The organism is Streptomyces sp. NPDC005576 (genome assembly GCF_042871745.1).
Lineage (GTDB): Bacteria > Actinomycetota > Actinomycetes > Streptomycetales > Streptomycetaceae > Streptomyces.
The window spans coordinates 142,078-168,986 of record NZ_JBIAJC010000014.1; the positions used below are offsets into that span (position 1 = coordinate 142,078).

Consider the following 26,909-nt stretch of genomic DNA (forward strand, 5'->3'; position numbering starts at 1 on the left):
CCGGTACACGGGCCCGCCGCAATGGGTCACGGGCGGCCCGTCCTCGTCAGGCGCGAGACGTGACGCGCGTCGAGTCCGGAGAGACCGCGGACCGCCACGTACGCCTTCTCGTGACCGGGCAGGGAGACCCGGCCGCGCAGGACGGCCCCGGGGTCGCGCTCGATGCGGTCCAGCAGGCGGCGGTAGATCCCGGCCATCGCGGCGACGCAGGCTCCGCTGCGACGGTCCAGCATGGGCAGCAGCCGGTACCCCTCGGCGAAGAGCGCGCGGGCCCGGCGGACCTCGAAGTGGACGAGGCCCGCGAAATCGGACCCGGCCGGCGGGGTTGCCCGGTGGAATCCCTCGGAGCAGCCGAACTTGGCGAGGTCGTCGGCCGGGAGGTAGGTGCGGCCGTTACCGGCGTCCTCGCGCACGTCGCGCAGGATGTTGGTGAGCTGGAGGGCGAGCCCGAGGGTGTCGGCGTACTCCCCGGCGCGGTCGGCTCCGGGAGCGCCGGGCTCGGTGCCGAAGACCCCGAGGCTGAGGCGGCCGATGGCTCCGGCGACGCAGCGGCAGTAGGTCTTCAGGTCGTCCCAGGTCTCGTACGTCGCTCCGCGCACGTCCATCAGCACGCCGTCGATCAGCTCGTCGAGTCCGCCCAGCGGCAGCGGGAAGCGCCGCGCGGCGTCGGCGAGCGCGACGGCGACCGGGTCGGTGTCGTCCTCCTCGACCTTGCCGTCGCGGACCCTGCCGAGCAGTTCGCGGGTGGCCTCCAGCCGTGTCTTCTTCGTCCCGGGGTCGAGTTCGCCGTCGCCGATGTCGTCGACGCGGCGGGAGAAGGCGTACAGCGCGGACATCGCCTGCCGCTTCTCGGACGGCAGCAGCCGGATGCCATAGGCGAAGTTACGTGCCTGCTGACCCGTGACGGCCTCGCAGTAGCTGTATGCCGCCGCTACCGGTGCCGACATGGACGTCGTCTGTCCCTCCACTTTCGGAGTCATCCCTCTCTTCGCGCACTTCGCAAGACAACTCCCACTTCGCGCAGCAGGCTGGGCTTCGTGGGCTTGGGCGGTCCGGGCAGTACGTCGAAGCCGGCCGCCGTGATCGCGTCGAGGGCGGCCCGCCCTCCGGCGACGAATCCGGCGAGCAGCAGGCGGAGCCTGCCCCGGACGCTCCCCACCAGGGGGGTGCCTTCGTCGAGCAGCTCCCGGGCGCGGGCCGCCTCGTACGCGATCAGGGCGCGCACCGACGCGCCGGCGGTCGGAGCGGCCAGGTCGGCCTCGGTCACGTGGAAGCGCGCCATGTCGTCGGCGGGCAGGTAGATCCGGTCGCGCCCGAGGTCCTCGGTGACGTCCTGGAGGTGCTCGGCGATCTGCAGCGCGGTGCAGACGGCGTCCGAGCGGCGCACCCGCTCCGGACTGGTGGTTCCGGTGAGGGCGAGGACCAGCCTGCCGACCGGGTTGGCGGAGAGTTCGCAGTACGCGAGGAGTTCGTCCCAGGTCGCGTAGCGGCGGACCTTCTGGTCCTGCCGGTTGGCCTCGATCAGTCCGAGGAACGGCTCGGGGGTGAGCGCGCGACGCCGCACGGTGGGCCGCAGCGCGCGCAGCAGGGGGTGGCGCGGGTCCTCCCCGTCGGTGGAGAAGACGCGGTGCAGGTCGGCCTCGAAGGCGTCGAGCATGGCGAGGCGGTCGTCGGCGTCGTCGGCCGTTCCCGGCTCCAGACCGAGGTGCCGGGCGTCGGCGCCGCCGGGAGCGAGGTCGCCGTCGCCGATGTCGTCGACGAGCCGGGCGAATCCGTAGACCGCCATCAGGTCGTCGCGCCAGGCTCGGGGCAGAAAGAAGGGAGCCACGGGGAAGTTCTCGTCCGCGGCCTTGTCGAGCGTGGCGATCGGGGTCGTCCGATGGGTACGGGTCACGTCGTACCGCCCGGCGCGGGGACGGCGAAACCACGTCGGAGCTGGAGATTGTCCGTCATTGCCGTCACATCTCCCGTTCTACACTGCTGACCCAAAACATCCCTTTTCGGACACGCCGCCCGGCCTCCCGAGTGCCCCGGCGCACCCTGGTCACGTGCTGTGGGCGTATCGGCACACTTGCCGCGAATCAGCACCGGTACAGCTTACGTTGTACGGCTGCGACGGCTCCGGCCGGGTGTTGCACGCCGTCGTGCCGGACCCCCGGACGTCCAACCTTCCACGGGGCCCGGACACTTGGCATCGTCCGCCAGGTGGAGAAGCGGTCCGCGGCTACCACCACAGGCGGACGGGCCGGACACCCCGGGCATCCACCGGGCGAAGCGTTTCGCCCTGCGTCACCCGCGGTGTCCGGCCCGCGACCGTCGACAGCCCTTACTTGCCGGTCTCCCGCTCGTAGGCCCGGATGACCTCGTCCGTCGGCCCGTCCATCAGGAGCTCGCCCTTTTCCAGCCACAGGACCCGGTCGCAGGTGTCGCGGATCGACCCGTTGTTGTGGCTGACCAGGAAGACCGTGCCGGCCTCCTTGCGCAGCTCGCGGATGCGTTCCTCGGAACGGACCCGGAACTTCCGGTCACCGGTCGCCAGCGCCTCGTCGATCATGAGGACGTCGTGGTTCTTGGCCGCCGCGATGGAGAACCGCAGACGGGCCGCCATGCCCGAGGAGTAGGTCCGCATCGGAAGGGTGATGAAGTCGCCCTTCTCGTTGATCCCGGAGAAGTCCACGATGCCGTCGTACCGGGAGCGGATCTCCTCACGGGTCATCCCCATGGCGAGTCCGCCGAGCACGACGTTGCGCTCGCCGGTGAGGTCGTTCATCAGGGCGGCGTTCACGCCCAGGAGCGACGGCTGGCCGTCCGTGTAGACCCGGCCCTTCTCGGTCGGCAGCAGACCGGCGATGGCGCGCAGCAGCGTCGACTTGCCGGAGCCGTTGGTGCCGATGAGACCGATGGCCTCACCCCGGTAAGCGGTGAAGCTGACGCCGCGCACGGCGTGGACCTTGCGGACTCCGCGGGGTTCGCCCTTGCCGCGGCGGACCATGCGGCTGAGGGCGGCGGTCGCACTGCCCCTGCCGCCGCCTCCGCCGTTGACGCGGTAGACGATGTGGACGCCGTCCGCGATGACGGTGGGGACGCGCCCCTGAGTGTTGTCGTCAGCCACGGCCGTACCGTTCCTCTGCCTTCCAGAAGTACACGAAGCCCAGCGCGCCCACGACGAGCGCCCAGGCGGTGGCGACGGCCCAGACGTGGGCCGGGAGGTTCTCCGCGCCGTAGCCGTCGATGAGGGCGAAGCGGACCAGGTCCATGTAGACGGCCGCCGGGTTGTACTGGAGCACGTTGGCGATCCACTGCGGCTTGTCCTGGAGCATCACCGTGATGGAGAACATGACGCCGGACGCGTACATCCAGGTGCGCATCACGAAGGGCATCAACTGCGCCAGGTCGGGGGTCTTGCTCCCGAGCCGGGCCATGACCAGCGCGAGGCCGGTGTTGAAGCAGAACTGGAGGACCAGGGCGGGGATCACCAGCAGCCACGAGAGGGTCGGGTAGCTGCCGAACGCCACGGCGACCGCCACCAGCACGACCATCGAGAACAGCAGCTGCTGGAGCTGCTGGAGGGAGAACGAGATCGGCAGCGAGGCGCGGGGGAAGTGCAGGGCCCGCACCAGGCCGAGGTTGCCGGAGATCGCGCGGACGCCCGCCATGACCGAGCTCTGGGTGAACGTGAAGACGAAGACTCCCGTCACCAGGAACGGGATGAAGACGTCCTGGCTCATGCCCTTCCGTGTGCCGAGGATCAGGCCGAAGATCAGGTAGTAGACCAGCGCGTTCAGCAGCGGAGTGGCCACCTGCCACACCTGGCCGAGCTTGGCCTGGCTGTACTGGGCGGTCAGCTTCGCCCGGGAGAACGCCATGATGAAGTGGCGACGGCCCCAGAGCTGGCGGACGTAGGCGGTCAGCCCGGGCCGGGCGCCGCTCACGGTCAGGCCGTATTTTTCGGCCAGCTGCGCCGGGCTCAGCCCCTCGTCGGCCGACGGCGGGGTGCTCATGGCGACCCGCCCGTCATGCGTTGTGTCACTCACAGATGGAAACTCTCGTCTTCGATCCACGCGGCCGGTGAAGGAGCGCGGCGCAGGGGGACAGGACCCGGAAAGGAATGCATACGGCTCCCATGGTCTCAGAGCCGGTCAGATCACCGGGGGACGGCCCAGCTTCGTCAGCCGCCAGACCGTGCGCCACCTCATGGGGCGCCGGGGACCGCAGGGTGTCGCCCACCCTTCACGGAAACCGCCGAACCACGCCTTGAGGGCGGGCACCGACGGGCGCCGCACCAGCGTGAGCACCACCCACGTGCCCAGGTAGACCGGGACCAGCGGGGCGGGGAGATTGCGCCGCGCGAGCCAGACACGGTTACGGGCTACCATCCGGTGGTAGACGGCGTGCCGGGAGGGGGCGGTGGCCGGATGGTCGAGCACCATGTCCGCGCGGTAGTCGATCAGCCACCCCGCGTCGAGCGCCCGCCAGGCGAGGTCGGTCTCCTCATGGGCGTAGAAGAACGCGTCGGGCAATCCGCCGACCTGGGCGAGCACGGCGGTGCGTACCGCGTTGGCGCCGCCGAGGAAGGTCGTCACCCGGGAGGAGTGCATCGGGTCCGAGGCGCGCAGCCGGGGAACGTGCCGTCGCTGGGTGGCGCCGGTTTCGGGGTCGGCGATGCGGAAGCTGATGATGCCCAGTTCCGGGTCCGCTTCGAACGCCCGGCGGCACAGCTCGGCGGTGTCGGTCCTCGGGAGGCGGCCGTCGTCGTCGAGGAAGAGCAGCACGTCCACGTCGGTGCCGTCGGGGCCGAATGCCTCGATGCCGACGTTGCGGCCTCCGGGGATGCCGAGGTTCTCGGGCAGTTCCACGGTCCGGACGCCTTCGGGGACATCCGGTACGGGGGCACCGTTGCCGACCACCACGACCTCGATCCGGTCGCCGTCCTGGGCGGCGACCGAATCGAGGAGGGCGCGCAGCTCCACGGGCCGGTTGCCCATGGTGATGATGACCGCGCCGAGTTTCATGGAGTACTCACTTCAGACGGCTGGAGGCCAGGATCGACACCAGGTGCAGGACGGTCTGGAGCACGGCGATGCCCGCGAGGACCGCGACCGCGAGGCGGGTGAAGAAGAGGTCGTCCCTGATCATGTCCGCGATGGCGGCGGCGAGCACGACGAGGGACGCCTCGACGCCGAGGATCAGGCGGTGGAACTTGAGGGCTCCGGCGGCCCGGCGTGCGAACGCCATGCCGGACGAGCGGGGCTCGGACGCGGACTCCTTGACGGGCGGCAGCCCGCCCTGGTGGCGTGCCACTCCGACGAGGTCGGTCTCCGCCTTGATCATGATGGCGCCGAGGGCGGCGAGGGTGCCGAGGAACGCCCAGAGCCAGTCGATCCGGCCGGTGCCGAACAGGTCGGCGGCGCGGAGGCCGAGCCCGACGAGTACGGCGGCGTCGCAGAGGTAGGCGCCGACCCGGTCGAGGTAGACCCCGCCCAGCGAGAACTGCTTCTTCCAGCGCGCCACCTCACCGTCGACGCAGTCGAGCAGCAGGTAGAGCTGGACCATGACCACGCCCAGCACCGCTCCCGGTATGCCGGGGACGAGCAGGGCCGGCGCGGCGAGCACGCCCGCGACGGTCATGACGTAGGTCAGCTGGTTGGGGGTGATCCGGGTGTTCACCAGGTGGCGGTCGATGCGCAAGGAGATCTCGCGCATGTAGAGCCGGCCCCCCCAGTGCTCGCCGCTGCGCCGGTCCTTCACGCCCGGGGGGTGCACGACCGGACGGAGTTCAGCTACGGATGGCTTTTGCATAGTCGGCGTACGCGTCCCTGATCTGATCGGTGGACAGGTTGAGGTGCTCCAGGATCGTGAAACGTCCCGGGCGCGTCTGAGGGGCGAAGGCGACCACCTCGACGAACTCGTCGGCGGTGAAGCCGATCTCCTCCGGCAGCACGGGCAGGCCGTGGCGGCGGAAGACGGCGGCCATCTGCTGCGACTGGTCGTGGGCACCGCGCAGATGCATGGCGAAGCAGGCGCCGAGGCCCACCTGCTCGCCGTGGCTGGCGGCGCGGGCGGGGTGCAGCAGGTCGAAGGCGTGGTTGATCTCGTGGCACGCCCCGGAGGCGGGGCGTGAGTCGCCCGCCACCGCCATCGAGATGCCGGTCAGGACCAGGCCCTCGGCCAGCACCTTGAGGAATTCGTCGTCGGCGATACCACCGGGGTGCCGCAGGACGGCCTCCCCCGCCTGGCGTGCCATGGCGGCGGCGAGCCCGTCGACCTCCTCCCCGTTGACGCGCTGGGAGAGTTCCCAGTCGGCGACGGAGGAGATGTTGGAGACGGCGTCCCCGATGCCGGAGCGGATGTACCGGGCCGGCGCCCGGCGGACCACGTCGAGGTCGATCACGACCGCGATCGGCGTGGGCACACCGTAGGAGCCGCGGCCGTTGTCGTTGTCCAGGGTGGCGACCGGTGAGCAGAGGCCGTCGTGCGAGAGGTTGGTGGCCACGGCGACCAGGGGCAGCCCGACGCGCGCCGCGGCGTACTTCGCCACGTCGATGATCTTGCCGCCGCCGAGACCGACCACGGCGTCGTACCGGTTGCCCTTGATCCCGTTGGCGAGCCGTACCGCGGAGTCGATCGTGCCGTCGCTCACGGAGTACCAGTCCGCTCCGGGCAGCAGCGGTGCGAGCCGCTCCTGCAGGGCGCGGCCCGAACCGTCGCTGATCGCGATGGCCAGCTTGCCCGAGGTGGAGATCCGCTGGTCGTGCAGGACCCCCGCCAGGTCGTCCATCGCGCCGCGGCGGATGTCGACGACCAGCGGGGAGGGGATGAGCCGGGTCAGTACTGGCACGCGATCTCACGGCCCTTCGCGAGGTCCGCGTGGTTGTCGATCTCCACCCAGGTCACCTCGCCGATGGGGGCGACGTCGACGGTGAAGCCGCGGTTGACCAGTTCCTGGTAACCGTCCTCGTAGTAGAGGTCGGGGTCGCGCTCGAACGTCGCCTTCAGGGCGTCGGCGAGCTCCTCGGCGGCCTCGGGCTCGATCAGGGTCACCCCGATGTACTCGCCGGTGGCCGTCGCCGGATCCATCAGCTTGGTGATCCGCGAGACGCCCTTCTCGTCGGTGATGACCTTCATCTCCTCGTCGGCGAGGCTCTTCACCGTGTCGAGGGCGAGGATGATCCGGCGGCCCTCGCCGCGCGCGGCGAGCAGGGTCTCCTCGACGGACACGGGGTGCACGGTGTCGCCGTTGGCGAGGATCACACCACGCTTGAGGACCTCACGGGCGCACCAGAGGGAGTAGGCGTTGTTCCACTCCTCGGCCTTGTCGTTGTCGACCAGGGTGATCGAGAGGCCGTACGTGGCCTCGAACTCGGCCTTGCGGGCGTACACGGCCTCCTTGCGGTAGCCGACGACGATCGCGACCTCGCTGAGACCGACCGCGGCGAAGTTGGCCAGGGTCAGGTCGAGCACGGTCTTCTCCCCGTCCACCGGCACGAGTGCCTTGGGGAGGGTGTCCGTGTAGGGGCGCAGACGTCGTCCTGCACCGGCTGCCAGCACGAGGCCGATCATGCGAGTTCTCCTTCGTCGTGTACGGCGGGGGCCGAGGAGGACACCCAGAAGCGGATGGATTCCACGGTCACCACCAGAGCCACGGCCACGGCGAGCGCGGTGAGGGCCGTGGTGAAGCTGGATCGGGTGCCGAGTACCGCGGCGAACAGGGCCGCCACGAGGGTGCGGCCCTCGTGCCCGAGGACGGTGCGGACCAGCCACTGCGGAGGGGCACCCGTGCCGCCCCGGATCCGGTACACCGTGTCGTAATGATGGTAGGCGACCGCCGCGACCAGGCCGAATGCCGCGGGAACGGCGTGCGGCACACCGCTGCGGGCCGCCAGGGCCAGCACCGCGCAGTACTCGGCCGCCCGGAAGAAGGGGGGGACGAGCCAGTCGAGCGCGCCCTTGAGGGGGCGTGAGACGGCGAGCCCCGCGAGGACCGTGTACACCCCGGCTGCGGCGACCGGCCACCAGCTGCCGAAGGGTGCGCGGAGGGCCGTCGCGATCATCAGGCCGCTGCCCACCAGGGCCAGCAGCGGCGCGGCGAAGCCGCCGCCCGGGCGGCGCACGGAAGCCGCCACCGCCTGGGCGAGGACGCCGGAGTCGGCGAGGTCGGCCAGGGCACGCGCGGCGCGGTCGGTGCGCCGTGCCTTGCGGGTGAGTGAGCGGAGGAGCCGTCCGGCCGTGGTGTAGCAGGCGGCCAGCGAGCAGCCGACGAGCAGGGCGTAGAAGACGATCCGGGGGGTGGTGACCGCTGTCAGGACCGCGATCATGGCCCAGCGCTCGCCGATGGGCAGCACGATCATCCGGCGCAGCCAGACCGTCCAGCCGACGCTGTCGAGCCGGTCGGAGAGGGCGGCGGTCGGGCTGGTGTTGGAGACAGCGTCGTGGTTGGCCTCGTTGAACGAGAAGTCGACGACGTGCCGGCATGCCTGGAGGACCATCGCGCCGAGCGCGAGGGCCCACACGTCGTCACCGCCGCCGCTGTGCGAGGCACCGATCGCGAGGCCCGCGTAGTACGCGTACTCCTTGGCACGGTCGAAGGTGGCGTCGAGCCACGCGCCCATCGTCGAGTACTGCAGTGAGTAACGGGCCAGCTGCCCGTCGGTGCAGTCCAGGACGAAGGAGAAGAGGAGCAGCAGTCCGGCGGCCACGAATCCGGCCCGGGTCCCGGTCGCCGCGCAGCCGGCCGCGACGAGCGCGGTGATCAGCGAGGCGGTGGTGACCTGGTTCGGGGTGAGTCCGCGTCGCGCGCACCAGCGGGCGATGTAGCGGGAGTAGGGGCTGATGCAGTGGGTGGTGAAGAAGCCGTCGTGGGCCTTCACCGCGCTGCGCAGCCGTACCGCCTCGTCGTCCACGGCCGCGACGGCCGTCCGGGCGGCGGCCCGTTCCTCGGGGGTGGTGGGGACGGTGGCGGTGAGCGAGCCGAGTTCGGGGCGCTGCACGGCCGTCCCCCCGGCCTCCAGGGCGAGCGCGATACGGCCCGGGACCGTGCGGTCCTCCGTGCGGTCCGGTACGCCGCCGTCCGCCACCGGCCGTCCGGCGCCGACCGCCGCGACGGTCCGGTCCATCGCGCGCAGCAGTGCTGCCCGGGCGTCGGGCTGCACGGTCAGTGCGCCGGGGACACCGGCGGCGGCGAAGCGGGGGTCGGTGAGTCCTAGGCGCAGGGCGTGGACGTGGCCGACGAAGCGGGGGTCCACGAGGGCGACGCGGTGGCCCGCGGGGACGTCCCTGAGGAGTGCGGCGGCTTCACCGGCGTCGGCGGCCGACCGGACGTCGAAGCCGAGGGCGCGCAGGTCGTCCTCGATCGACGACCCGGGTACCGGGACACCGGTGAGAATGGCGGTCGACAGACGAACTCACTCCTTGGATCCGGGCATGGGCGGGCACGCGGGGCGGCCCTCAACCGGCCTGCGGGCCCGTGGGGCCCGCGGGGCTGCGGCACATCGGCAGAGGCTATCGGATGAACGGAAGGTTGAGTTCACTGCCCGTTTATGCTCCGTTCGGGCCATTCCCGCACCTTGTTCGCCGCTTAGTGATCATCTTCCTTGATCGGGCCCCCGCACGACAAACCGCGGTACGGAACCGCCACCGGAACCGCCACCGGAACCGCGGGACCTGCCCGCCGTCGGACGGCTCGTCCTGTGGCGGACGCCGACCGGGGGCGGCGGGACACCGTTTAGGCTGATCGGCATGACGTGGCTGATCACTGGCGGTGCGGGATACATCGGGGCGCATGTGGCGAAGGCCATGGTTGCTTCCGGCGAGAAGGCCGTCGTACTCGACGACCTCTCCACGGGCGTGGCCGCGCGGCTCCCGGCGGACATCGAATTGGTACGGGGATCGTCCTCGGACCGCGCGCTGGTGGACCGGCTGCTGGCCGCCCACGCGGTCACGGGCGTGGTGCACCTGGCGGGAAAGAAGCGGGTGGACGAATCGGTCGAGCGGCCGCTCCTGTACTACCGGGAGAACGTCGCCGGGCTGGGCTTCCTGCTGGAGGCCTCCGCCGCGGCGGGCGTGCGCTCCTTCGTCTTCTCCTCCTCCGCCGCCGTGTACGGCGTACCCGAGGCCGAGGTGGTCACCGAGGACACCCCCTGCGCGCCGATCAGCCCGTACGGCGAGACCAAGCTCGCCGGCGAGTGGCTGGTACGGGCCACGGGCCGCGCCCACGGGATGTCCACGGCCTGTCTGCGCTACTTCAACGTGGCGGGCGCCGCCGAGCCGGCCCTCGCGGACACCGGCGTTTTCAACGTGATCCCGATGTTCTTCGACCGGCTGACGCGCGGCGAGGCGCCCCGTATCTTCGGCGCCGGGTACCCCACCCCGGACGGCACCTGCGTCCGGGACTACATCCATGTCGCCGACCTCGCCGAGGCGCACCTGGCGGTCGCACGCCACCTGGCCGAGCGGGCCGTTCCCGGCGACCTGACGGTGAACGTCGGACGCGGCGAGGGCGTCTCGGTGCGCGAGTTGGCTTCCCTGGTGGCCGAGGTGACCGGGAACCGTTCGGAGCCGGTCGTGGAGGCCCCCCGTGCGGGGGACGCGGCGAAGTCGGTGGCGTCGGCGGAGCGGATCGCCGAGGAGCTCGGCTGGTCGGCGCGGCGGGGGACGCGCGAGATGGTGGAGTCCGCCTGGGAGGGCTGGCTGCTGCACCACCCGGAGGCGGGTCACCGCTAAGAGCCGTCCGGCGATTGCCGGCGGGTGCGCGACGAATTGCCGGACCGCCCTCAGTAACCCTTCGCACATTTGTGCAGGTCAGAGCAGATGACAACGGTGTTCAACACCGTGTTGCCCGATACCCCCGGCCCGTAGTTCACTGGGCCTCATCGGGCGGCGAGGTCCGAGCCTTACCACCGTCTGGAGGCATGCGCATGGGGGCCGGCCACGACCACGGTCATACGCACGGCACACCCGCGACGGCGTCGGCCGCGTACCTGGGACGGCTCAGGATCGCCCTGGGCATCACTCTCGGCGTGATGGTCATGGAGATCGTCGGCGGCCTGCTCGCCGATTCGCTCGCCCTGATCGCGGACGCCGCCCACATGGCGACGGACGGCCTGGGACTCGGCATGGCCCTGCTGGCCATCCACTTCGCCAACCGGCCGGCGGGACCGAACCGCACCTTCGGGTTCGCCCGCGCCGAGATCCTGGCGGCACTGGCGAACTGCCTCCTGCTGCTGGGCGTCGGCGGCTTCCTGGTCTTCGAGGCGGTCAACCGCTTCATCACTCCGGCGGACACCCGCGGTGGCCTGGCCATCGCCTTCGCCACCGTGGGCCTCGTCGCCAATCTGGTCTCGCTGACCCTGCTGATCGGCGGGCAGAAGGACAGCCTCAACGTCCGTGGCGCCTATCTCGAGGTGCTCGCGGACACCCTCGGCTCGGTCACCGTCCTCGTCGCCGCGGGCGTCATCCTGACCACCGGCTGGCAGGCGGCCGACCCGATCGCCTCCCTGGTGATCGGACTGATGATCGTGCCCCGCACGGTGAAACTGCTCCGCGAGACCGTCAACGTGCTGCTGGAGTCCGCACCCAAGGGGGTGGACATGGCCGAGGTGCGCGCCCACATCACCGCCCTGCCCGGGGTACTCGACGTCCACGACCTGCACGCCTGGACGATCACCTCCGGCATGCCGGTGCTCTCGGCCCACGTCGTCGTCCATCAGGAGATGCTGGACTCCATCGGACACGAGAAACTCCTCCACGACCTCCAGGGCTGCGTCGGCGACCACTTCGACGTGGAGCACTGCACCTTCCAACTGGAACCGAGCGGACACGCCGTCCACGAGGCAAGGCTCTGCAGGTGACGACGGGGTGACCAGGGGACGCCCCGCGCGTCCGCCCGGGCCGCCCTGAGGCTGACATGCCCGGACCCGAAGTACGGACAAGCGGCATTTGTGGGGCAGACTTGACCGGACTCCAGGGGCCCGGGCGCACAAGGCCGGGGACCAAAGCGAAGGATGGGTATGCCGACCACACCAGCCACCGCGACGCACAGCTCGTCGAACGGCTCCGCAGAAGCGATCATGCTCGAACTGGTCGACGAGAGCGGCACCACCATCGGCACCGCGGAGAAGCTCGCCGCCCACCAGGCGCCCGGCCGGCTGCACCGTGCCTTCTCGGTCTTCCTCTTCGACGAGCGGGGACGCCTGTTGCTCCAGCGCCGTGCGCTCGGCAAGTACCACTCCCCCGGCGTGTGGTCGAACACCTGCTGCGGCCACCCCTACCCGGGCGAGGCCCCCTTCGCCGCCGCCGCCCGGCGCACGCACGAGGAGCTGGGCATCTCGCCCTCCCTGATGGCGGCGGCCGGGACCGTGCGCTACAACCACCCCGACCCCGCGTCGGGCCTGGTGGAGCAGGAGTTCAACCACCTGTACGTCGGCCTGGCCCAGGACGTCCCCCGGCCCGACCCGGAGGAGGTCGGCGAGACGGTGTTCGTGACCGCCGCGGAACTCACCGAGCGGCACGCCGAGGGGCCGTTCTCCGCGTGGTTCATGACCGTTCTCGACGCGGCGCGACCGGCGATCCGTGAGCTGACGGGCCCCTCCGCCGGCTGGTGACGGCGCGCGGGAGGGGGCGCCGGCACGACCGGCGGGCCGCTCCGGCGGTCCTGCCGCACCGGGACGGTCGTGCCGTCAGAGGGACTGCAGCGGGAGTACCGCCCAGATGATCTTCCCGCCGGTCGCGGTGTGCTCCACGTCGCAGGTACCGCCCGCCTCGGCGGTGACCTCCTTCACGAGCAGGAGCCCCCGGCCGCCCGTCTGGGCGTGGTCGGTCTCCAGAGCGGTGGGGCGGTAAGGGTGGTTGTCCTCGACCGACACCCTGATCCAGTCCACCCCGATGGCCACCTCCACCGCCAGTTCGGGCGAGAGGAGGGCCGCGTGCTTGACCGCGTTGGTCGCCAGCTCCGAGACGATCAGCAGCAGCCCCTGGAGGATGTCGTCCTGCACGGGTACGCCCTGCCTCGCGATCAGGTCACGTACCGCGTGGCGGGCCTGCGGAACCGAGACGTCGACGGCGGGGGCGGTGAAGCGCCACACCCCTTCGTACGGCACGGGATGGGCCGGAACACTCCCGCGGCTCTCCATGATCCGGCACCCGCTTTCGGTTCGCGTATCGCTGACCACTGTGTCCGTTGACTGACGAGTGTCGAGAACCTCGGAGCTCCGGTCCTGCCACTGACAGGAAGTGGGCACCTATCGACTCGTTCTGACCGGCTCCGTATGGTGGCGTCGCATGTGGACTACTTCTGGCCACCTTCTGGGGCAATATTCGGCCTGCTTCCTCCGCCGTCGCCGTCCGCGGCCATCTGCTCGGTGACCAGCCCGACGACCTGCCGGCCACCGACGCCGATCGCGATCAGGCCCAGGCCGTCGAAGAGCAGCGAGAGCGAGAAGAAGAGCCCGAGGACGTACCTGCTGCTGTGCGGCCAGTCGAAGAGCACCAGCAGGCCCAGCAGCAGGCCGAAGGCACCCTGCAGCAACGTCCAGCCGAACTGCGGCCCGCGCACCACCACGGAGCCGACGAGCCGGAACAGCCCGCCGGTGAGGAAGAGCAGCGCGGCGAACATGGTGAGTGCCTCGGCGCTGCCGCGCGGGTCGTGGATCACGACCACCCCGGCCGCGATGTTCAATGCGGCGACCACGAGGGCGAGCCAGAAGAATCTGCTGCCCCGGGACTGGACCGCGTGGGCCAGGCCGACCAGACCACCGATCAGCAGGAGCCAGCCGAAGAGCAGCATCGTGGTGAGGGTGGCGACGCCGGTGTGGATGAGACCGACGACGCCTGCGGCGACGAGCAGGGTACCGAGCACGACCAGCGTGCCGAAACTGCGGTCGAGCTTTCTGCGCCGGTCCCGGGAATCGGCCATCGACAGCTCCTCGCGACGGGTGGTCCCCTTGTCGGATCATAGGAGCGAACCGTACGGATAGCATCCGGCCCATGGACCGCACCGAACCACAGCTGGAGCACACCGTCGCGGACGGGGTGGCGACCGTCGTCATCAGCAATCCCGCGAAACGGAACGCCATGACGGCCCCGATGTGGCGGGATCTGCCCCTCCTGCTGGCAGGGCTGGCGGCCGATGTCTCGGTACGGGTGCTGGTACTCACGGGCGCGGGTGACACCTTCTGCGCGGGGGCGGACATCTCCTCCCTCCAGGAGCCCGGGAAGCTGACCTCGGAACTCACGGTGGAAGCCGAGGAGGCGCTGGCCGCGTTCCCCCGGCCGACGCTCGCAGCGGTTCGCGGCTTCTGCGTGGGGGGCGGCAGCCAGCTGGCGGCCGCCTGCGACCTCCGGTTCGCCGAGGAGGGCGCGCGGTTCGGCGTCACCCCGGCCAAGCTGGGGATCGTCTACTCGGCCTCCTCGACCCGGCGGCTCGTCGGGCTGGTGGGACCGGCGACCGCGAAGTACCTCCTCTTCTCCGGAGAGCTGATCGGCGCCGAGCGGGCCCTGCGCACGGGGCTGGTCGACGAGGTGCTCCCGCCCGCGGAGCTGGCCGGCCGGGTGGCGGAGTTCTGCCGCGTCCTCGCGTCGCGGTCCCAGCTGACCCAGGCGGCGGCGAAGGAGTTCGTCACGGGCCGCACCGACCGGGACGCGTACTGGGCCGCGCAGGCCCGGACGAGCGAGGACACGGCGGAGGGCGTACGCGCCTTCCTGGAGCGGCGGCCGCCGCGCTTCACCTGGACCACCGCCCGGCCAACGCCGTGAGCGCCCGCGGCGAGGACCGGGGGTTCCCTCCATACTGACCAGTCGGTAATGTGCGGCTCATGAGTACTCTGCCGCCCCGCGCCGGCCGCCGTTGCCACAACGCGGTCAACCCGCTCCATTCGACGCTCTTCTTCTCCCCCGATCTCACCGACGAACTCGGCGCGCTCGGGATCGACGACGCGCGGGCCGCGTACTTCGCCGCCCGGGGCGCCGCGCTCGGCGCGGTCGGGGCCGGCGCGGTGACGTCGACCTTCTACAACTTCAACCACGAGCTGGTGGCCCGCCATCTGCCGGCCGTCTGGTCGGTCGCCTCTCCCGAGGCGGTACTCGCCGCCAGGCTCCGCGCGGCCGACGCCACCCTGCGCCGGCTGCTCGGCGAGGAGATCATCGGCTCACCCACGATGGCGGAGGCCGCCGGGCTGGCCCTGCGGGCCGCCGAGGCGTGCACCCGCCACGCCCGGCCGCTCTACGCCGCCAACGCCGATCTGCCCGTCCCCGACGAGCCGCACCTCGCCTTCTGGCACGCCGCCGCGCTGCTGCGCGAGCACCGCGGCGACGGGCACCTCGCCGCACTGCTCGCCGCCGGCCTCGACCCCGTCGAAGCGCTGGTCAGCCACACGGCGACCGGAAAGGGCATGTCCCCGCGCTGGGTAATCGGCACCCGGGGCTGGCACCGCGAGGACTGGGACGCGGCCTCGGGCCGGCTGCGCGGGCGGGGGCTGCTGGACGACGAGGGCTCCCTGACGGAGGCGGGGACCGCCCTGCGGGCGGAGCTGGAGGAGACGACCGACCGGCTGGACGCAGCGCCGTACGAGCACCTCGGCGCGGACGGGGTGGCCCGGCTGACCGAGCTGGCACGCGGCTTCCTCTTCACCGCCGCCGCGGCCGGGGCGTTCCCCGGCGATCTCGTCGGCAAGGGCTGAGCCCCGGGGCGGGCAGGGCCGCGTACGTCTCCTGGTTGCCGCCCGTCTTCCCGGAGGTCGCGCGACAGGGCCCCCGGCCACCCGGCACAATGCAGGCGAAGGGGACCACCCCGCATGACGCCCGCCCGCGGTACGGAGCCCGCTCCGCACGGCGGGCGGGCCGTCAGCAGAGCCAGCAGCACAGTCAGTACGAGAAGGCGAGCCGGGAACACCGTGACGACGTCCATCGAAGGCAGGATCGCCGAGGAACTCGGCGTACGTGAGCGACAGGTGACGGCAGCCGTCGCCTTGCTCGACGGCGGGTCGACCGTCCCGTTCATCGCGCGCTACCGCAAGGAAGCGACGGAGATGCTCGACGACGCGCAGCTGCGCACGCTCGAAGAGCGGTTGCGCTATCTGCGGGAGCTGGAGGACCGCCGGGCCGCGATCCTCGAATCCGTCGCCGAGCAGGGCAAGCTCGACGAGGCCCTGGAGGCCCGCATCCGGGCGGCGGACACCAAGTCGCGGCTGGAGGACATCTACCTCCCGTTCAAGCCGAAGCGGCGGACGAAGGCGCAGATCGCCCGCGAGGCGGGTCTGGAGCCGCTGGCCGACAGGCTGCTCGGTGACCCTTCCGTCGACCCGCTCACCGCCGCGGCGGCGTTCGTGGACGCGGAGAAGGGGGTCGCGGACGGCGCGGCGGCGCTGGAGGGCGCCCGGTCGATCCTCACCGAGCGCTTCTCCGAGGACGCCGACCTGACCGGCGAGCTGCGCGAGCGGATGTGGACGCGCGGCCGGCTCGCGGCGAAGGTGCGGGCGGGGAAGGAGGAGGAGGGAGCGAAGTTCGCCGACTACTTCGACTTCACCGAGCCCTTCACCGCTCTGCCCTCCCACCGGATTCTCGCCATGCTCCGGGGCGAGAAGGAGGACGTGCTCGACCTGGTGCTGGAGCCGGAGGAGCCCTCCCAGGAGCCCGGCCCCTCCGGCTACGAGAACATGGTCGCGCGCCGCTTCGGCATCGCGGACCGGGGGCGGCCGGGTGACAAGTGGCTCGGCGACACGGTCCGCTGGGCCTGGCGCACCCGCATCCTGGTGCACCTCGGCATCGACCTCCGGCTGCGACTGCGCACGGCGGCGGAGGACGAGGCGGTACGCGTCTTCGCCTCCAACCTCCGCGATCTGCTGCTGGCCGCTCCGGCGGGCACCCGGACGACGCTGGGCCTCGACCCCGGTTTCCGTACCGGCGTGAAGGTGGCGGTGGTCGACGCGACCGGCAAGGTGGTCGCGACCGACGTCATCCACCCGCACGTCCCGGCGAACCGGTGGGAGGAGTCGCTGACGAAGCTGGAGCGGCTCTGCCGCACGCACTCCGTGGATCTGATCGCGATCGGCAACGGCACCGCATCCCGGGAGACGGACAAGCTGGCCGGTGAACTCTGCGACAGGCAACCGGAGTTGAAGCTCACCAAGGTGATGGTCTCGGAGGCGGGCGCCTCGGTGTACTCCGCCTCGGCCTTCGCCTCGCAGGAACTCCCCGACATGGACGTGTCGTTGCGGGGCGCGGTGTCGATCGCCCGCCGCCTGCAGGACCCGCTGGCCGAGCTGGTGAAGATCGACCCCAAGTCGATCGGCGTCGGCCAGTATCAGCACGACCTGTCCGAGGTGAAGCTCTCCCGCTCCCTCGACGCGGTCGTCGAGGACTGTGTGAACGGGGTCGGCGTCGACGTCAACACGGCCTCCACACCACTTCTTTCGCGGGTTTCGGGGATCAGCTCCGGGCTCGCGGAGAACATCGTGGCGCACCGGGACACGCACGGCCCCTTCCGCTCCCGCAAGGCGCTCAAGGACGTGGCCCGGCTCGGCCCGAAGGCGTACGAGCAGTGCGCGGGCTTCCTCCGCATCCGGGGCGGCGACGACCCGCTGGACGGATCGAGCGTGCACCCGGAGGCGTACCCGGTGGTGCGCCGGATGGTGAAGACGGCGGGTACCGAGGTCGCGTCCCTCATCGGCAACACCGAGGTGCTGCGGTCGCTCCGGGCCGACGCGTTCGTGGACGAGACCTTCGGCCTGCCGACGGTGACCGACATCCTGAAGGAGTTGGAGAAGCCGGGCCGGGACCCCCGTCCGGCCTTCAAGACGGCCACCTTCAAGGAGGGCGTCGAGAAGATCGGTGACCTGGAGTCCGGGATGGTCCTGGAGGGCGTGGTCACCAATGTCGCCGCCTTCGGCGCTTTCGTCGACATCGGCGTCCACCAGGACGGTCTGGTCCACGTGTCGGCGATGTCGAGGACCTTCGTGAAGGACCCGCGCGACGTGGTGAAGCCCGGGGACATCGTGAAGGTCAAGGTCATGGACGTCGACGTCCCGCGCAAGCGGATCTCGTTGACCCTGCGACTGGACGACGAGGCGGCCACCGGCCAGGGCGGCGGCCGGCGCGAGCGGGACGCGGCACCGGGCCAGGGCGGCAGGCCCCCGCGCCAGCGCCAGTCGGACGGCGGAGGGCGCCGGCAGGGCGGTGAGCGGCGCGGCAGCGGTACGGGCGGCGCCCGGCCCACCGCCGCGCCCGCCCCCGCCAACAGTGCGATGGCGGACGCGCTGCGGCGCGCCGGTCTCACGGACCAGGGCCGGGGCGGCGGGAAGCGCTGACGGCCGACGGAAGACGCGGGACGGGCCGGCCCCCCGGGGTCGGCCCGTCCCGCGTTCCGTGGGCCGCCGACCCTCTCCGCGGCCCTCCGCGGCCCTGCCCGCCCACCCGCGTGCGGGCCGTCGGCGCCCTGTGATCCGCCCGCGTGCGGAGGCCCGTGTGCGGAGGCGCGTCAGAACTCCGTGATCCGCCCGTCCGCGACCTCGACGCGCCGGGTCGTACGGACCGCCTCCAGCATCCGCCGGTCGTGAGTGACCAGCACAAGCGTGCCGTTGTACGAGTCGAGCGCCGACTCCAGCTGCTCGATGGCGACCAGGTCCAGATGGTTCGTGGGTTCGTCCAGCACCAGCAGGTTGACGCCCTTGCCCTGGAGCAGGGCGAGTGCCGCGCGGGTCCGCTCGCCGGGCGACAGGGTGGTCGCGGGGCGCATCACGTGGTCGGCGCGCAACCCGAACTTGGCCAGCAGGGTACGCACTTCGGCCGGTTCGGTGTCCGGGACGGCCGCACAGAAGGCAGCCAGCAGGGTCTCGTCGCCGAGGAAGAGCTTGCGCGCCTGGTCGACCTCGCCCACCACGACGCCCGAACCGAGCACGGCGGAACCGGAGTCGACCGGCAGCCGACCCAACAGCGCTGCGAGCAAAGTGGACTTGCCCGCACCATTGGCTCCGGTGATGGCGACCCGGTCGGCCCAGTCGATCTGGAGCGAGACGGGTCCGAAGGCGAAGTCGCCCCGTACCACCCGGGCTTCGCGCAGGGTGGCGACGACCGAGCCGGAGCGCGGCGCGGTGGCGATCTCCATCCGGAGTTCCCACTCCTTGCGCGGCTCCTCGACGACGTCCAGGCGTTCGATCATGCGCTGTGTCTGCCGGGCCTTCGCGGCCTGCTTCTCGCTCGCCTCACTGCGGAACTTGCGGCCCAGCTTGTCGGAGTCGGTGGCCTTGCGCCGGGCGTTCTTCACGCCCTTGTCCATCCAGCCCCGCTGCATCTGGGCGCGGCCCTCGAGGGCCGACTTCTTGTCGGCGTACTCGTCGAACTCCTCACGGGCGTGCGTCCGGGCCCGCTCCCGCTCCTCCAGGTAGGAGGCGTAGCCGCCGCCGTAGAGGTTGATCTGCTGCTGGGCGAGGTCGAGTTCGAGGACCTTGGTGACCGTCCGGGTGAGGAACTCGCGGTCGTGGCTGATGACGACGGTCCCTGCGCGCAGGCCGGAGACGAAGCGTTCGAGGCGCTCCAGACCGTTGAGGTCGAGGTCGTTGGTGGGCTCGTCCAGGAGGAAGACGTCGTACCGGGAGAGCAACAGCGAGGCGAGCCCGGCGCGTGCCGCCTGCCCGCCGGAGAGCGCGGTCATCGGCAGGTCGAGGCCGACGGTGAGTCCGAGGTCGGCGGCCACCTCCTCGGCCCGCTCGTCGAGGTCGGCGCCGCCGAGGTCGAGCCAGCGTTCCAGCGATTCGGAGTACGCGTCGTCGGAACCGGGCGCACCGTCCATGAGGGCCTGGGTCGCGGCGTCCATCGTCGCCTGGGCGTCGGCGACGCCGGTGCGCCGGGCGAGGAACTCCCGCACGGTCTCGCCGGGGCGCCGCTCGGGCTCCTGGGGGAGGTGGCCGACGGTGGCGGTGGGGGGCGAGAGCCGCAGCTCCCCCTCCTCGGGCTGGTCGAGCCCCGCGAGCAGCCGGAGCAGGGACGATTTACCGGCCCCGTTGACTCCGACGAGACCGATCACGTCCCCGGGGGCGACGACGAGGTCGAGCCCGGCGAAGAGCGTGCGGTCGCCGTGTCCGGCGGCGAGGTCCTTGGCGACGAGAGTGGCAGTCATCAGGGTGCCGATCCTAAGCGTTCCGGGCGGCCCGCCGGTCAACCGGGCCGCCCTCGACCGGCGCGCACCCCCTGGTGCGCGCAGGGGACGATGAGCCGCGACTCCACCACGGCGGACGCCTTCGGCAGCTGCCCGACGGCACCGACTGCGAGCCGCCGCGGGGCGGCCACTGACCGGGCCGGGCCTGCCGACCCACGCTCCGGGGTGAAAGGGTGCGGGTGGCAGGTACAGGTACAGGTGCAGCTGCGGGTCTGTGACGGAAGCGACGGGGGTGGCGGTATGCCGGACGTGATCGTGGTGGGCGGCGGGGTCAGCGGGCTGACCACGGCGGTGGTGCTCGCGGAACGCGGTCACCGGGTGCGGGTCTGGTCGCGGGACGCGGCCGGGGACACGACCTCGGCGGTGGCGGGGGCCCTGTGGTGGCCGTACCGGATCGAGCCGGCCCGGTCCGTGGGCGACTGGGCCCTGGAGACGCTGGCCGTCCACGAGGAGCTGGCGGCCGATCCGGAGGAGACCGGGGTGCGAAGGGTGGCCGGGCTCCACCTGGGCGAGCGCCTGGCCGGGCTGGGCCCCTGGGCGGCGCGGCTGCCGGACGCGGTGGAGGTGGCCGAGGGGCTGCGGGTGACGCTGCCGCTGATCAGCATGCCCGACCACCTGGCCTGGTTGGAGCGGCGGCTGCTGGCGGCCGGCGGCACGGTCGGGCGGCGTACGGTGCACGGGTTCGCGGAGGCAGCGGCCGAGGCGGAGGTGGTGGTCGACTGCGCCGGGCTGGGCGCCGCGGCGCTGGCGTCGGACGACGGGATGCGTCCGGTGCGCGGCCAGCTCGTCCTGGTGGAGAACCCGGGAATCACCGAGTGGTCCGCCGCCCCCGATCCGGCGACGGGCTGGACGACCTACCTGTTCCCCCAGCCGTACGGGCTGGTGCTGGGCGGGACGGCACAGGACGACGACTGGTCCATGGAGCCCGATCCGCGCATTGCTGCCGGCATCGTCGCGCGGTGCGCGCGGATACGGCCCGAGATCGCGGGGGCCCGGATCCTCGGGCACCGCGTGGGGCTGCGACCGGCGCGGGAGGCGGGGGTACGGATCGAGGCCGAGGACCTGCCGGGCGGCGGCCGGGTGGTCCACAACTACGGGCACGGCGGCGCCGGGGTCACGGTCGCCTGGGGCTGCGCACGGGAGGCGGCCCGGCTGGTGGGCTGAGCGGGGCACGGTGGCGGCGCGGTCACTCCCCGCCCGGCGCGCCACGCGCCACGCGCCACGCGGGACCGGCTGCCCCGCGTACGGTCACTCGCGCCGCGCCGCCCCGCCCCCGCAGTGGTCCGGCACCGCCCTGTGCCGGACCACCGTGTGCCGGACCGCCCGTACCGCCGCTCGTTCAGTCTGCCGTCGGTGGGGAGGCGGGGCCCCGGTCCTCGTGCGGGTGGCGGTGGTCCTCGGTGACCTCGCTCCCGGGGCCGATCCGGATCTCGAAGTCGCCGTCGTACTTGGCGTGCCCCTGGATGACCGCGCTCTCGACCGCCTCGACGCCGAATTCGTGCCGGACGATGAGCGGGTCCTGGCGGAGGTCCCGCAGGAGGGAGACGCACATGCCGACCATCACGATCGTGAAGGGCGCGGCGACCAGGATGGTCAGGTTCTGCAGTCCGGCCAGCGCGTCGCCCTCGCCGTCGCCGATGAGCAGCATGACGGCGGCCACCGCACCGGTGACGACGCCCCAGAAGACGACCACCCACTTGCGCGGTTCCAGCACGCCCTTCTGCGAGAGGGTGCCCATCACGATGGAGGCGGCGTCGGCGCCGGAGACGAAGAAGATCCCGACCAGGATCATCACCAGCACGCTCATCAGGGTGGCGACCGGAAACTCCTGGAGCACGCCGAAGAGCTGGGCTTCGGGGGTTTCGGCACCGCCGAGCCGGCCGGCGGCCTCGAGCCGGATCGCGGAGCCGCCGAAGATCGCGAACCAGACGAGGCTGACGGTGCTCGGCACGAGGATGACCCCGCCGATGAACTGCCGGATGGTGCGGCCCCGGCTGATGCGGGCGATGAACATGCCGACGAAGGGTGTCCAGGAGATCCACCACGCCCAGTAGAAGACCGTCCAGGAGCTCAGCCAGTCGGCGACCTCGCCCTCACCGGTGGCCTCGGTACGGCCGGCGAGCTGGGGCAGTTCGCGGAAGTACTCGGCGATGGAGGTGGGCAGCAGGTCGAGCACGATGATCGTGGGACCTGCGACGAACACGAAGACGGCGAGGATCAGCGCGAGCACCATGTTGATGTTGGAGAGCCACTGGATGCCCCTCTCCACCCCGGAGACGGCCGAGGCGACGAAGGCCACGGTGAGCACGGCGATGATGGCGACCAGCAGGCCGGTACCCGTCTTCTCGCGCCAGTTCAGCTCGTGGAAGCCGCTGCCGATCTGGAGCGCGCCCAGACCGAGGGAGGCGGCGGAGCCGAAGAGGGTCGCGAAGATCGCGAGGATGTCGATGACCCTGCCGAAACCGCCCCCCGAGTGGCGCGCTCCGATGAGCGGCTCGAACACGGCGCTGATCGTCTGCCGACGGCGCCTGCGGTAGGTGCTGTACGCGATGGCGAGCCCGACGACGGCGTAGATCGCCCAGGGGTGGAGGGTCCAGTGGAAGAGGGTGGTGGCCATCGCGGTCTCCATCGCCTCGGCCTGGTCGGCGGGGCGGGTACCGGGCGGCGGGTTGGTGAAGTGGGCCAGGGGTTCGCTCACTCCGTAGAACATCAGACCGATGCCCATGCCGGCGCTGAACATCATCGCGACCCAGGAGACGGTCCGGAACTCGGGTTCCTCCCCCTCCTGGCCGAGCGAGATCCTTCCGTAGCGGCTGATCGCCAGCCACAGCGCGAAGACCACGAACCCGGATGCGGCGAGCATGAAGGCCCAGCCGCCGTTGTGAATGAGTCCTTCGAGCAGATCGGTGGAGACGCTCTCCAGCGAGTCGGTGGCGATCGAGCCCCAGAGCACGAAGGCGAGCGTGAGGACGGCGGTGACTCCGAAGACCACCCGGTCGGTGGCGGGCTTCCGCCCGTGGTGCGGGTCTTCGGAAAGGTCCGCCGTGACGGGCGGGCTCTCCGGCCTCTGGTCGTCCTGTGGCACGTGTGTCACCTTTCGGGAGTCCGGACATCGCTCCCCGTAGGCAGTACCACACGCGACGTGAGCGGTGCGGGACCCCTGCGCGCCCGGCGGTCCCCCCTCTCTCCTGGCCCGGATTCCTCTCCTCGTCCGGCCCTACCCGCCACCGTCCCCGCCACCTGCCGCCGTATGAGCGGCGCGGGCGGCGCGAGCGGCGCGACGTGCGTCGCGGGCCATGGGGAGATAGCGCAGCCGCCCGGGAAGGGCCGGCACCACGCGGCGCACCACCGCGCCGAAGCGCCGCAGCCGCCGCTCCTGAGCCGGTGTCCACTCCAGCCCGATCGCGGCACGGGCGTCGGGTGGCATCAGGCCGACCGTCAGGAAGGAGCGGAAGCGGGCGAGCGGGGGGAGGATCACCGGCCACAGCAGGCGCGCGACCAGCCGCAGGAGCAGCGGCCCCCGGTCGGGCGGCGGTACGGGCCGGTCGGTGGCGACCAGTTCCTCGACGACCGCGTTGCGTTCCAGCTCCTCTGCGAGCACCTTGCGGTAGTAGGGCCAGAACTCCTCGATCGTCGGGGGCATGTCCCGGTCGTGGATGCCGAGGACTCGGCCGACCTGGAGCCATTCCCGGTACAGCGCGCGCTCCTGGGCGTCGGTGAGCGGGCGCACGAGGTAGCGGGACGCGTGCTGGTAGACCGGAAAGCCGGTGGCGTGCACCCAGGCGTAGTTCGCCGGGGTGAGGGCGTGGTAGCGGCGCCCCCGGGAGTCGGTGCCCTGGATGGTCCGGTGCATCGCACGCAGTCTGCGGCCCTCCGCCACACCCTCCTCGCCTCCGTAGACCCAGAGCTGGAGGGAGCGCAGGGACCGCTCGCCCCGCCCCCAGGGGTCGGTGCGGAACACGGAGTGCTCGTCGACGCCCGCGCCGACGGCGGGGTGGGCGACCTGGAGGGTGAGGGCGGCGGGCAGCATCAGCAGGCCCCGGACGTCACCGGCGAGGCTCCACAGCACCCCGCCGGGCGGGGGCGGTGCGGGGTCCGTCCGCCCGGTTCCCTGAACTCTCATACGGCTGCTCCCGGCGATCGGCGGATGGGCGGACACACCCCGCAGGGGGCCCGCGCGTGCGGTGGTCTCCGGTGGATCAAGGTCGCGCCGGGCGTCGCGAACCCGGCCATGATCCGCCGGACACCGCCTGGGGCTTCCAGTATGCGAGCGAGCGTCCCGGCAGGGCACAGCCGGACCCCCGCCGCGGATTCGTCCCGATCCGTTGACGCCTCGATGAAACAAGTCAATAGTATTTGTAACATTGACTCCGAGCGTCCCCGTCATGTCAACTGCCGTGCCGGGAGATGAGGTTGAACGGTCCGATGGCGGCAGTCGCGGACACGGGGTCGGCACGGTGAACCGCACACATCCGCAGGAGGGTGCACATCATGGGCCGTTACAGCCGCCTGAAGGCGATCCGCCGGATGGACCCCGTACGGGACTGCGCCGAGATCCTCCGGCTGATGTCCCAGTACGAATTCCCCTGGGACTACCGGCAGGGCGTGAGCGTCGCGTTCCTCCGCGACTTCGGGGTCCCGCGCATCTCCGTACTGCTGGACCGCACGCAGGAGTTCGAGCGGAACGGGCAGAAGCGCTACGACGACACGGTGCTGATCGGCTACGAGATGGCCGCCGACGGCTTTGACTCGGAACGCGGGCGGGCCGCCGCGCGCCATCTCAACCGCATCCACGGCCGCTACCGCATCCCCAACGAGGACTACCTCTACGTCCTGGCCACCACGGTCGTCGGCCCCAAGCGCTGGATCGACCGGTTCGGCTGGCGCCCGCTGTGCCGGCAGGAGGTGCAGGCACTCGCCGAAGTCGGCCGGAAGATGGGCCGGATGATGGGCATCGAATCGGTCCCCACCACGTACCAGGGGTTCGAGGAGCTGCTCGACGCGTACGAGGCGGAGATGTTCGCCCCGGCCCCGGCGAACCGCCGGGTCGCCACCGCCACCTTACGGACGATGATCAGCCGGTATCCGTCCCCGCTGCGCCCGCCGGCCGCCCGTTTCGCCCTGGCGCTCCTGGACGAACCCCTGCTGCGCGCCCTGGGCTTCACCCCGCAGCCCCGATGGCTGAGGACCTTGGCGGTACGCTCGGTACGGGCCCGCTCGCACGGCGTACGACTGCTGCCCGCCCGGCCCGGATGGCTGCCGTCGCGGCCCCGGCCGCGCAGTTACCCCTTCGGCTACCGGCTCGACGACCTGGGGCCGCACTGGGCGCAGCACCGCCCGGTCGAACCGCTGCCGGACGAGATGCCGGAGGCCGCGCAGGCGCCTGCGCGCGTCGCCCCCGACCGTCGCTCCGGGCCCCGGCCCGCGGTGCGCCGGCCCGAGGGGCTCAGCCGGCCGTGAGGAGGGGGACGAGACAGCGCCGGGCGAAGGCCGCCACCTGCTCGTCGTCGTCGAGCTCGAAGCAGCTCAGCGGGTTGAGGAGGAAGGAGACGGTGATGCGCACCATCACCTCCGCGACCGGCGCCGAATCCGTCTCCGGCCGGCCCTCCAACCGCTGGGCGCGCCGGAGGCGGTCGGTCAGGAAGTCGCGCATGGCGAGGAGCGCCGGGCCGCCGTCCACCGTGAGAAACGGCAGCATGACCTCCGGTTCCAGCTTCAACAGGCCCCCGATGAGCGGGTGTTCACGGACGTGCCGGAGCACCGCGACGAAGCCCGCCACCAGCCGGTCCTCCACCGTCGGCAGCGCGGCCACCGCTTCGTCCACCTCGCCCACGAAACGGCGGTACTCGCGGAGCAGGCACGCGGAGACCAGGGCCTCCTTGTTGCCGATGCGGCGGTAGACCGTGACCCGGGAGACCTTGGCCCGCCTGGCCACGTCGTCGACGGTCGAGCGGCGCAGCCCGAAGGTCATGAACTGCTCACGGGCCGCGTCGAGGATCTGCTCGCTCAGCGCGTCGTACGCCGGGACCTCTTCGAGCGCCCTCGCCATCGACGCCTCGTCCAGTGCCTCGCCGCCGGCCGGTGCCGTCATCGCGCCCTCCCGTGTCGCCCCACCCGCGCCACCTTAACCGGCGGCGCTACAAGGAACATGCCTCGTCGCGCCGTAGCGGTACGGCCCCGGGACGCGCCGCCGACGGCTCGTGCCCAGCCGGAGCGCACCTGCCTCACGGTCACCCGAAGTCGTAGACCGTCACCGGGACGTCACGGCTCACCAGTCGCCGCTCGATCAGGGGTTCCACCCGGGACCAGGTGCCGCCGGCGAGCCCGCAGCCGATCCTCGGCATGTGCACGGACGCGCCCAGCTCGACGGCGCGTACGGCCACCGCCTCCAGGCCCGCGTCGATCGCCTCGTACCGCACGGGTACGCCACCGCTCCCCCGGCGCATCCCTCGCTGGCCCACCAGGTTGGCCACCCACACGAAAGGGCCGACCTGGACGAACTGGACGGCACCGAGGCCGAAATCGTTCCCGGCGCGCTCCCGGTGCCAGCGGCGGTAAGCGGCCTCGGGTTCGGGCCAGCGGCGGGAGAGGCCAGCACGAAGCCCTTGCCCCAGCCGCCCAGGTCGTTGCAGACGTGGACGATCAGCTTGGCGCCCTCGGCCTGCGGGGCGGTGGCGTCGCCCTTGAGGTAGGTGATCTCCGGCATGGTGTCCACGGTAGGGGCGGGCACCGACAGTGGGCCTTCGAGGCTTTCACCACAGTGGTG

Annotated in this window: 23 protein-coding genes and 1 pseudogene; 8 read left to right on the forward strand and 16 right to left on the reverse strand. The window is 71.7% G+C overall.

Going from position 1 to position 26,909, the window contains the following annotated elements; translation table 11 throughout:
* Positions 1–26: 26 nt before the first annotated feature.
* The 9 genes from hpnD to ACFYPN_RS24945 form a co-directional block, all read right to left on the reverse strand.
* Positions 27–980 (reverse strand): presqualene diphosphate synthase HpnD, encoded by a 954-nt coding sequence (hpnD, locus tag ACFYPN_RS24905; protein WP_358765437.1) that lies wholly within the window; start codon positions 978–980, stop codon positions 27–29.
* Positions 977–1,894: a squalene synthase HpnC gene (hpnC, locus tag ACFYPN_RS24910; protein WP_389301118.1), complete on the reverse strand. Its 918-nt coding sequence runs from the start codon at positions 1,892–1,894 to the stop codon at positions 977–979. Before hpnC ends, hpnD begins: the two co-directional genes overlap by 4 nt.
* Positions 1,895–2,326: 432 nt before the next feature.
* Positions 2,327–3,112: an ABC transporter ATP-binding protein gene (locus ACFYPN_RS24915; protein ID WP_358765433.1), complete on the reverse strand. Its 786-nt coding sequence runs from the start codon at positions 3,110–3,112 to the stop codon at positions 2,327–2,329.
* On the reverse strand, positions 3,105–4,034 hold the full coding sequence (locus tag ACFYPN_RS24920; protein ID WP_358765431.1) for an ABC transporter permease: 930 nt from the start codon (positions 4,032–4,034) through the stop codon (positions 3,105–3,107). The genes ACFYPN_RS24915 and ACFYPN_RS24920 overlap by 8 nt, the downstream gene beginning before the upstream one ends.
* A gap of 105 nt (positions 4,035–4,139) precedes the next feature.
* Complete coding sequence (locus tag ACFYPN_RS24925; RefSeq protein WP_389301122.1) at positions 4,140–5,012, reverse strand: glycosyltransferase family 2 protein; 873 nt, start codon at positions 5,010–5,012, stop codon at positions 4,140–4,142.
* A 7-nt stretch (positions 5,013–5,019) separates the two neighbouring features.
* A complete protein-coding gene (locus ACFYPN_RS24930) occupies positions 5,020–5,799 on the reverse strand; it encodes a CDP-alcohol phosphatidyltransferase family protein (protein WP_358765427.1) in 780 nt (259 codons plus the stop codon).
* On the reverse strand, positions 5,777–6,838 hold the full coding sequence (locus tag ACFYPN_RS24935) for an iron-containing alcohol dehydrogenase family protein (RefSeq protein ID WP_358765425.1): 1,062 nt from the start codon (positions 6,836–6,838) through the stop codon (positions 5,777–5,779). Before ACFYPN_RS24935 ends, ACFYPN_RS24930 begins: the two co-directional genes overlap by 23 nt.
* Positions 6,826–7,560, reverse strand: a complete 735-nt coding sequence (locus ACFYPN_RS24940; RefSeq protein WP_358765423.1) for a phosphocholine cytidylyltransferase family protein — start codon at positions 7,558–7,560, stop codon at positions 6,826–6,828. The genes ACFYPN_RS24935 and ACFYPN_RS24940 overlap by 13 nt, the downstream gene beginning before the upstream one ends.
* On the reverse strand, positions 7,557–9,338 hold the full coding sequence (locus tag ACFYPN_RS24945) for a DUF5941 domain-containing protein (protein ID WP_389301252.1): 1,782 nt from the start codon (positions 9,336–9,338) through the stop codon (positions 7,557–7,559). Before ACFYPN_RS24945 ends, ACFYPN_RS24940 begins: the two co-directional genes overlap by 4 nt.
* Positions 9,339–9,735: 397 nt before the next feature.
* Between ACFYPN_RS24945 and galE the strand changes: the two genes are divergently transcribed.
* The 3 genes from galE to idi all read left to right on the forward strand — a co-directional run bounded on the left by galE (position 9,736) and on the right by idi (position 12,599).
* A complete protein-coding gene (galE, locus tag ACFYPN_RS24950; RefSeq protein WP_389301127.1) occupies positions 9,736–10,719 on the forward strand; it encodes a UDP-glucose 4-epimerase GalE in 984 nt (327 codons plus the stop codon).
* A gap of 194 nt (positions 10,720–10,913) precedes the next feature.
* Complete coding sequence (locus ACFYPN_RS24955; RefSeq protein ID WP_389301254.1) at positions 10,914–11,846, forward strand: cation diffusion facilitator family transporter; 933 nt, start codon at positions 10,914–10,916, stop codon at positions 11,844–11,846.
* Positions 11,847–12,005: 159 nt separating this feature from the next.
* Positions 12,006–12,599 carry an isopentenyl-diphosphate Delta-isomerase gene (idi, locus tag ACFYPN_RS24960; RefSeq protein WP_389301131.1) on the forward strand — a complete coding sequence of 198 codons (594 nt, stop codon included), beginning with the start codon at positions 12,006–12,008 and terminating at the stop codon, positions 12,597–12,599.
* Positions 12,600–12,674: 75 nt separating this feature from the next.
* Here idi and ACFYPN_RS24965 read toward each other — a convergent pair whose 3' ends face one another.
* On the reverse strand, positions 12,675–13,127 hold the full coding sequence (locus ACFYPN_RS24965; RefSeq protein ID WP_389301134.1) for an ATP-binding protein: 453 nt from the start codon (positions 13,125–13,127) through the stop codon (positions 12,675–12,677).
* 155 nt (positions 13,128–13,282) lie between these two features.
* Complete coding sequence (locus ACFYPN_RS24970) at positions 13,283–13,909, reverse strand: HdeD family acid-resistance protein (RefSeq protein WP_389301137.1); 627 nt, start codon at positions 13,907–13,909, stop codon at positions 13,283–13,285.
* Between the two features lie 71 nt (positions 13,910–13,980).
* On the opposite strand from ACFYPN_RS24970, the gene ACFYPN_RS24975 reads away from it, so the two are divergent.
* The 3 genes from ACFYPN_RS24975 to ACFYPN_RS24985 all read left to right on the forward strand — a co-directional run bounded on the left by ACFYPN_RS24975 (position 13,981) and on the right by ACFYPN_RS24985 (position 18,296).
* Entirely contained in the window at positions 13,981–14,748 is a 768-nt protein-coding gene (locus tag ACFYPN_RS24975; RefSeq protein WP_389301140.1) for an enoyl-CoA hydratase/isomerase family protein, read from the forward strand.
* 59 nt (positions 14,749–14,807) lie between these two features.
* Positions 14,808–15,671, forward strand: coding sequence for a hypothetical protein (locus ACFYPN_RS24980; RefSeq protein ID WP_389301143.1), 864 nt, complete (start codon positions 14,808–14,810; stop codon positions 15,669–15,671).
* A gap of 213 nt (positions 15,672–15,884) precedes the next feature.
* Entirely contained in the window at positions 15,885–18,296 is a 2,412-nt protein-coding gene (locus tag ACFYPN_RS24985; RefSeq protein WP_389301145.1) for a Tex family protein, read from the forward strand.
* 170 nt (positions 18,297–18,466) lie between these two features.
* Here the strand turns inward: ACFYPN_RS24985 and ACFYPN_RS24990 are convergent, their stop codons facing one another.
* Positions 18,467–20,104 carry an ABC-F family ATP-binding cassette domain-containing protein gene (locus ACFYPN_RS24990; RefSeq protein ID WP_389301148.1) on the reverse strand — a complete coding sequence of 546 codons (1,638 nt, stop codon included), beginning with the start codon at positions 20,102–20,104 and terminating at the stop codon, positions 18,467–18,469.
* Positions 20,105–20,383: 279 nt separating this feature from the next.
* Between ACFYPN_RS24990 and ACFYPN_RS24995 the strand changes: the two genes are divergently transcribed.
* Positions 20,384–21,307: an FAD-dependent oxidoreductase gene (locus ACFYPN_RS24995; RefSeq protein ID WP_358763728.1), complete on the forward strand. Its 924-nt coding sequence runs from the start codon at positions 20,384–20,386 to the stop codon at positions 21,305–21,307.
* Between the two features lie 175 nt (positions 21,308–21,482).
* Here the strand turns inward: ACFYPN_RS24995 and ACFYPN_RS25000 are convergent, their stop codons facing one another.
* Together ACFYPN_RS25000 and ACFYPN_RS25005 are read right to left on the reverse strand one after the other, a co-directional pair.
* Positions 21,483–23,228, reverse strand: coding sequence for a BCCT family transporter (locus ACFYPN_RS25000; RefSeq protein WP_358763726.1), 1,746 nt, complete (start codon positions 23,226–23,228; stop codon positions 21,483–21,485).
* Between the two features lie 132 nt (positions 23,229–23,360).
* Entirely contained in the window at positions 23,361–24,266 is a 906-nt protein-coding gene (locus ACFYPN_RS25005; protein WP_389301151.1) for an oxygenase MpaB family protein, read from the reverse strand.
* A gap of 368 nt (positions 24,267–24,634) precedes the next feature.
* On the opposite strand from ACFYPN_RS25005, the gene ACFYPN_RS25010 reads away from it, so the two are divergent.
* Positions 24,635–25,603 (forward strand): oxygenase MpaB family protein, encoded by a 969-nt coding sequence (locus ACFYPN_RS25010; protein ID WP_358763723.1) that lies wholly within the window; start codon positions 24,635–24,637, stop codon positions 25,601–25,603.
* Here ACFYPN_RS25010 and ACFYPN_RS25015 read toward each other — a convergent pair.
* Both ACFYPN_RS25015 and ACFYPN_RS25020 read right to left on the reverse strand, forming a co-directional pair.
* Complete coding sequence (locus ACFYPN_RS25015; protein WP_358763732.1) at positions 25,590–26,192, reverse strand: TetR family transcriptional regulator; 603 nt, start codon at positions 26,190–26,192, stop codon at positions 25,590–25,592. The genes ACFYPN_RS25010 and ACFYPN_RS25015 overlap by 14 nt on opposite strands.
* Before the next feature lie 181 nt (positions 26,193–26,373).
* A pseudogene (locus tag ACFYPN_RS25020) lies at positions 26,374–26,849 on the reverse strand (macro domain-containing protein).
* Positions 26,850–26,909 lie beyond the last annotated feature (60 nt).

Excerpts from the sequence above, each read along its gene's own strand:
- hpnD (WP_358765437.1), bottom strand. The coding sequence starts at position 980 with ATGACTCCGAAAGTGGAGGGACAGACGACGTCCATGTCGGCACCGGTA.
- ACFYPN_RS24925 (WP_389301122.1), bottom strand. The coding sequence starts at position 5,012 with ATGAAACTCGGCGCGGTCATCATCACCATGGGCAACCGGCCCGTGGAG.
- ACFYPN_RS24930 (WP_358765427.1), bottom strand. The coding sequence starts at position 5,799 with ATGCAAAAGCCATCCGTAGCTGAACTCCGTCCGGTCGTGCACCCCCCG.
- ACFYPN_RS24940 (WP_358765423.1), bottom strand. The coding sequence starts at position 7,560 with ATGATCGGCCTCGTGCTGGCAGCCGGTGCAGGACGACGTCTGCGCCCC.
- galE (WP_389301127.1), top strand. The coding sequence starts at position 9,736 with ATGACGTGGCTGATCACTGGCGGTGCGGGATACATCGGGGCGCATGTG.
- ACFYPN_RS24955 (WP_389301254.1), top strand. The coding sequence starts at position 10,914 with ATGGGGGCCGGCCACGACCACGGTCATACGCACGGCACACCCGCGACG.
- idi (WP_389301131.1), top strand. The coding sequence starts at position 12,006 with ATGCCGACCACACCAGCCACCGCGACGCACAGCTCGTCGAACGGCTCC.
- ACFYPN_RS24965 (WP_389301134.1), bottom strand. The coding sequence starts at position 13,127 with ATGGAGAGCCGCGGGAGTGTTCCGGCCCATCCCGTGCCGTACGAAGGG.
- ACFYPN_RS24970 (WP_389301137.1), bottom strand. The coding sequence starts at position 13,909 with ATGGCCGATTCCCGGGACCGGCGCAGAAAGCTCGACCGCAGTTTCGGC.
- ACFYPN_RS24975 (WP_389301140.1), top strand. The coding sequence starts at position 13,981 with ATGGACCGCACCGAACCACAGCTGGAGCACACCGTCGCGGACGGGGTG.
- ACFYPN_RS24980 (WP_389301143.1), top strand. The coding sequence starts at position 14,808 with ATGAGTACTCTGCCGCCCCGCGCCGGCCGCCGTTGCCACAACGCGGTC.
- ACFYPN_RS24990 (WP_389301148.1), bottom strand. The coding sequence starts at position 20,104 with ATGACTGCCACTCTCGTCGCCAAGGACCTCGCCGCCGGACACGGCGAC.
- ACFYPN_RS24995 (WP_358763728.1), top strand. The coding sequence starts at position 20,384 with ATGCCGGACGTGATCGTGGTGGGCGGCGGGGTCAGCGGGCTGACCACG.
- ACFYPN_RS25005 (WP_389301151.1), bottom strand. The coding sequence starts at position 24,266 with ATGAGAGTTCAGGGAACCGGGCGGACGGACCCCGCACCGCCCCCGCCC.
- ACFYPN_RS25010 (WP_358763723.1), top strand. The coding sequence starts at position 24,635 with ATGGGCCGTTACAGCCGCCTGAAGGCGATCCGCCGGATGGACCCCGTA.
- ACFYPN_RS25015 (WP_358763732.1), bottom strand. The coding sequence starts at position 26,192 with ATGGCGAGGGCGCTCGAAGAGGTCCCGGCGTACGACGCGCTGAGCGAG.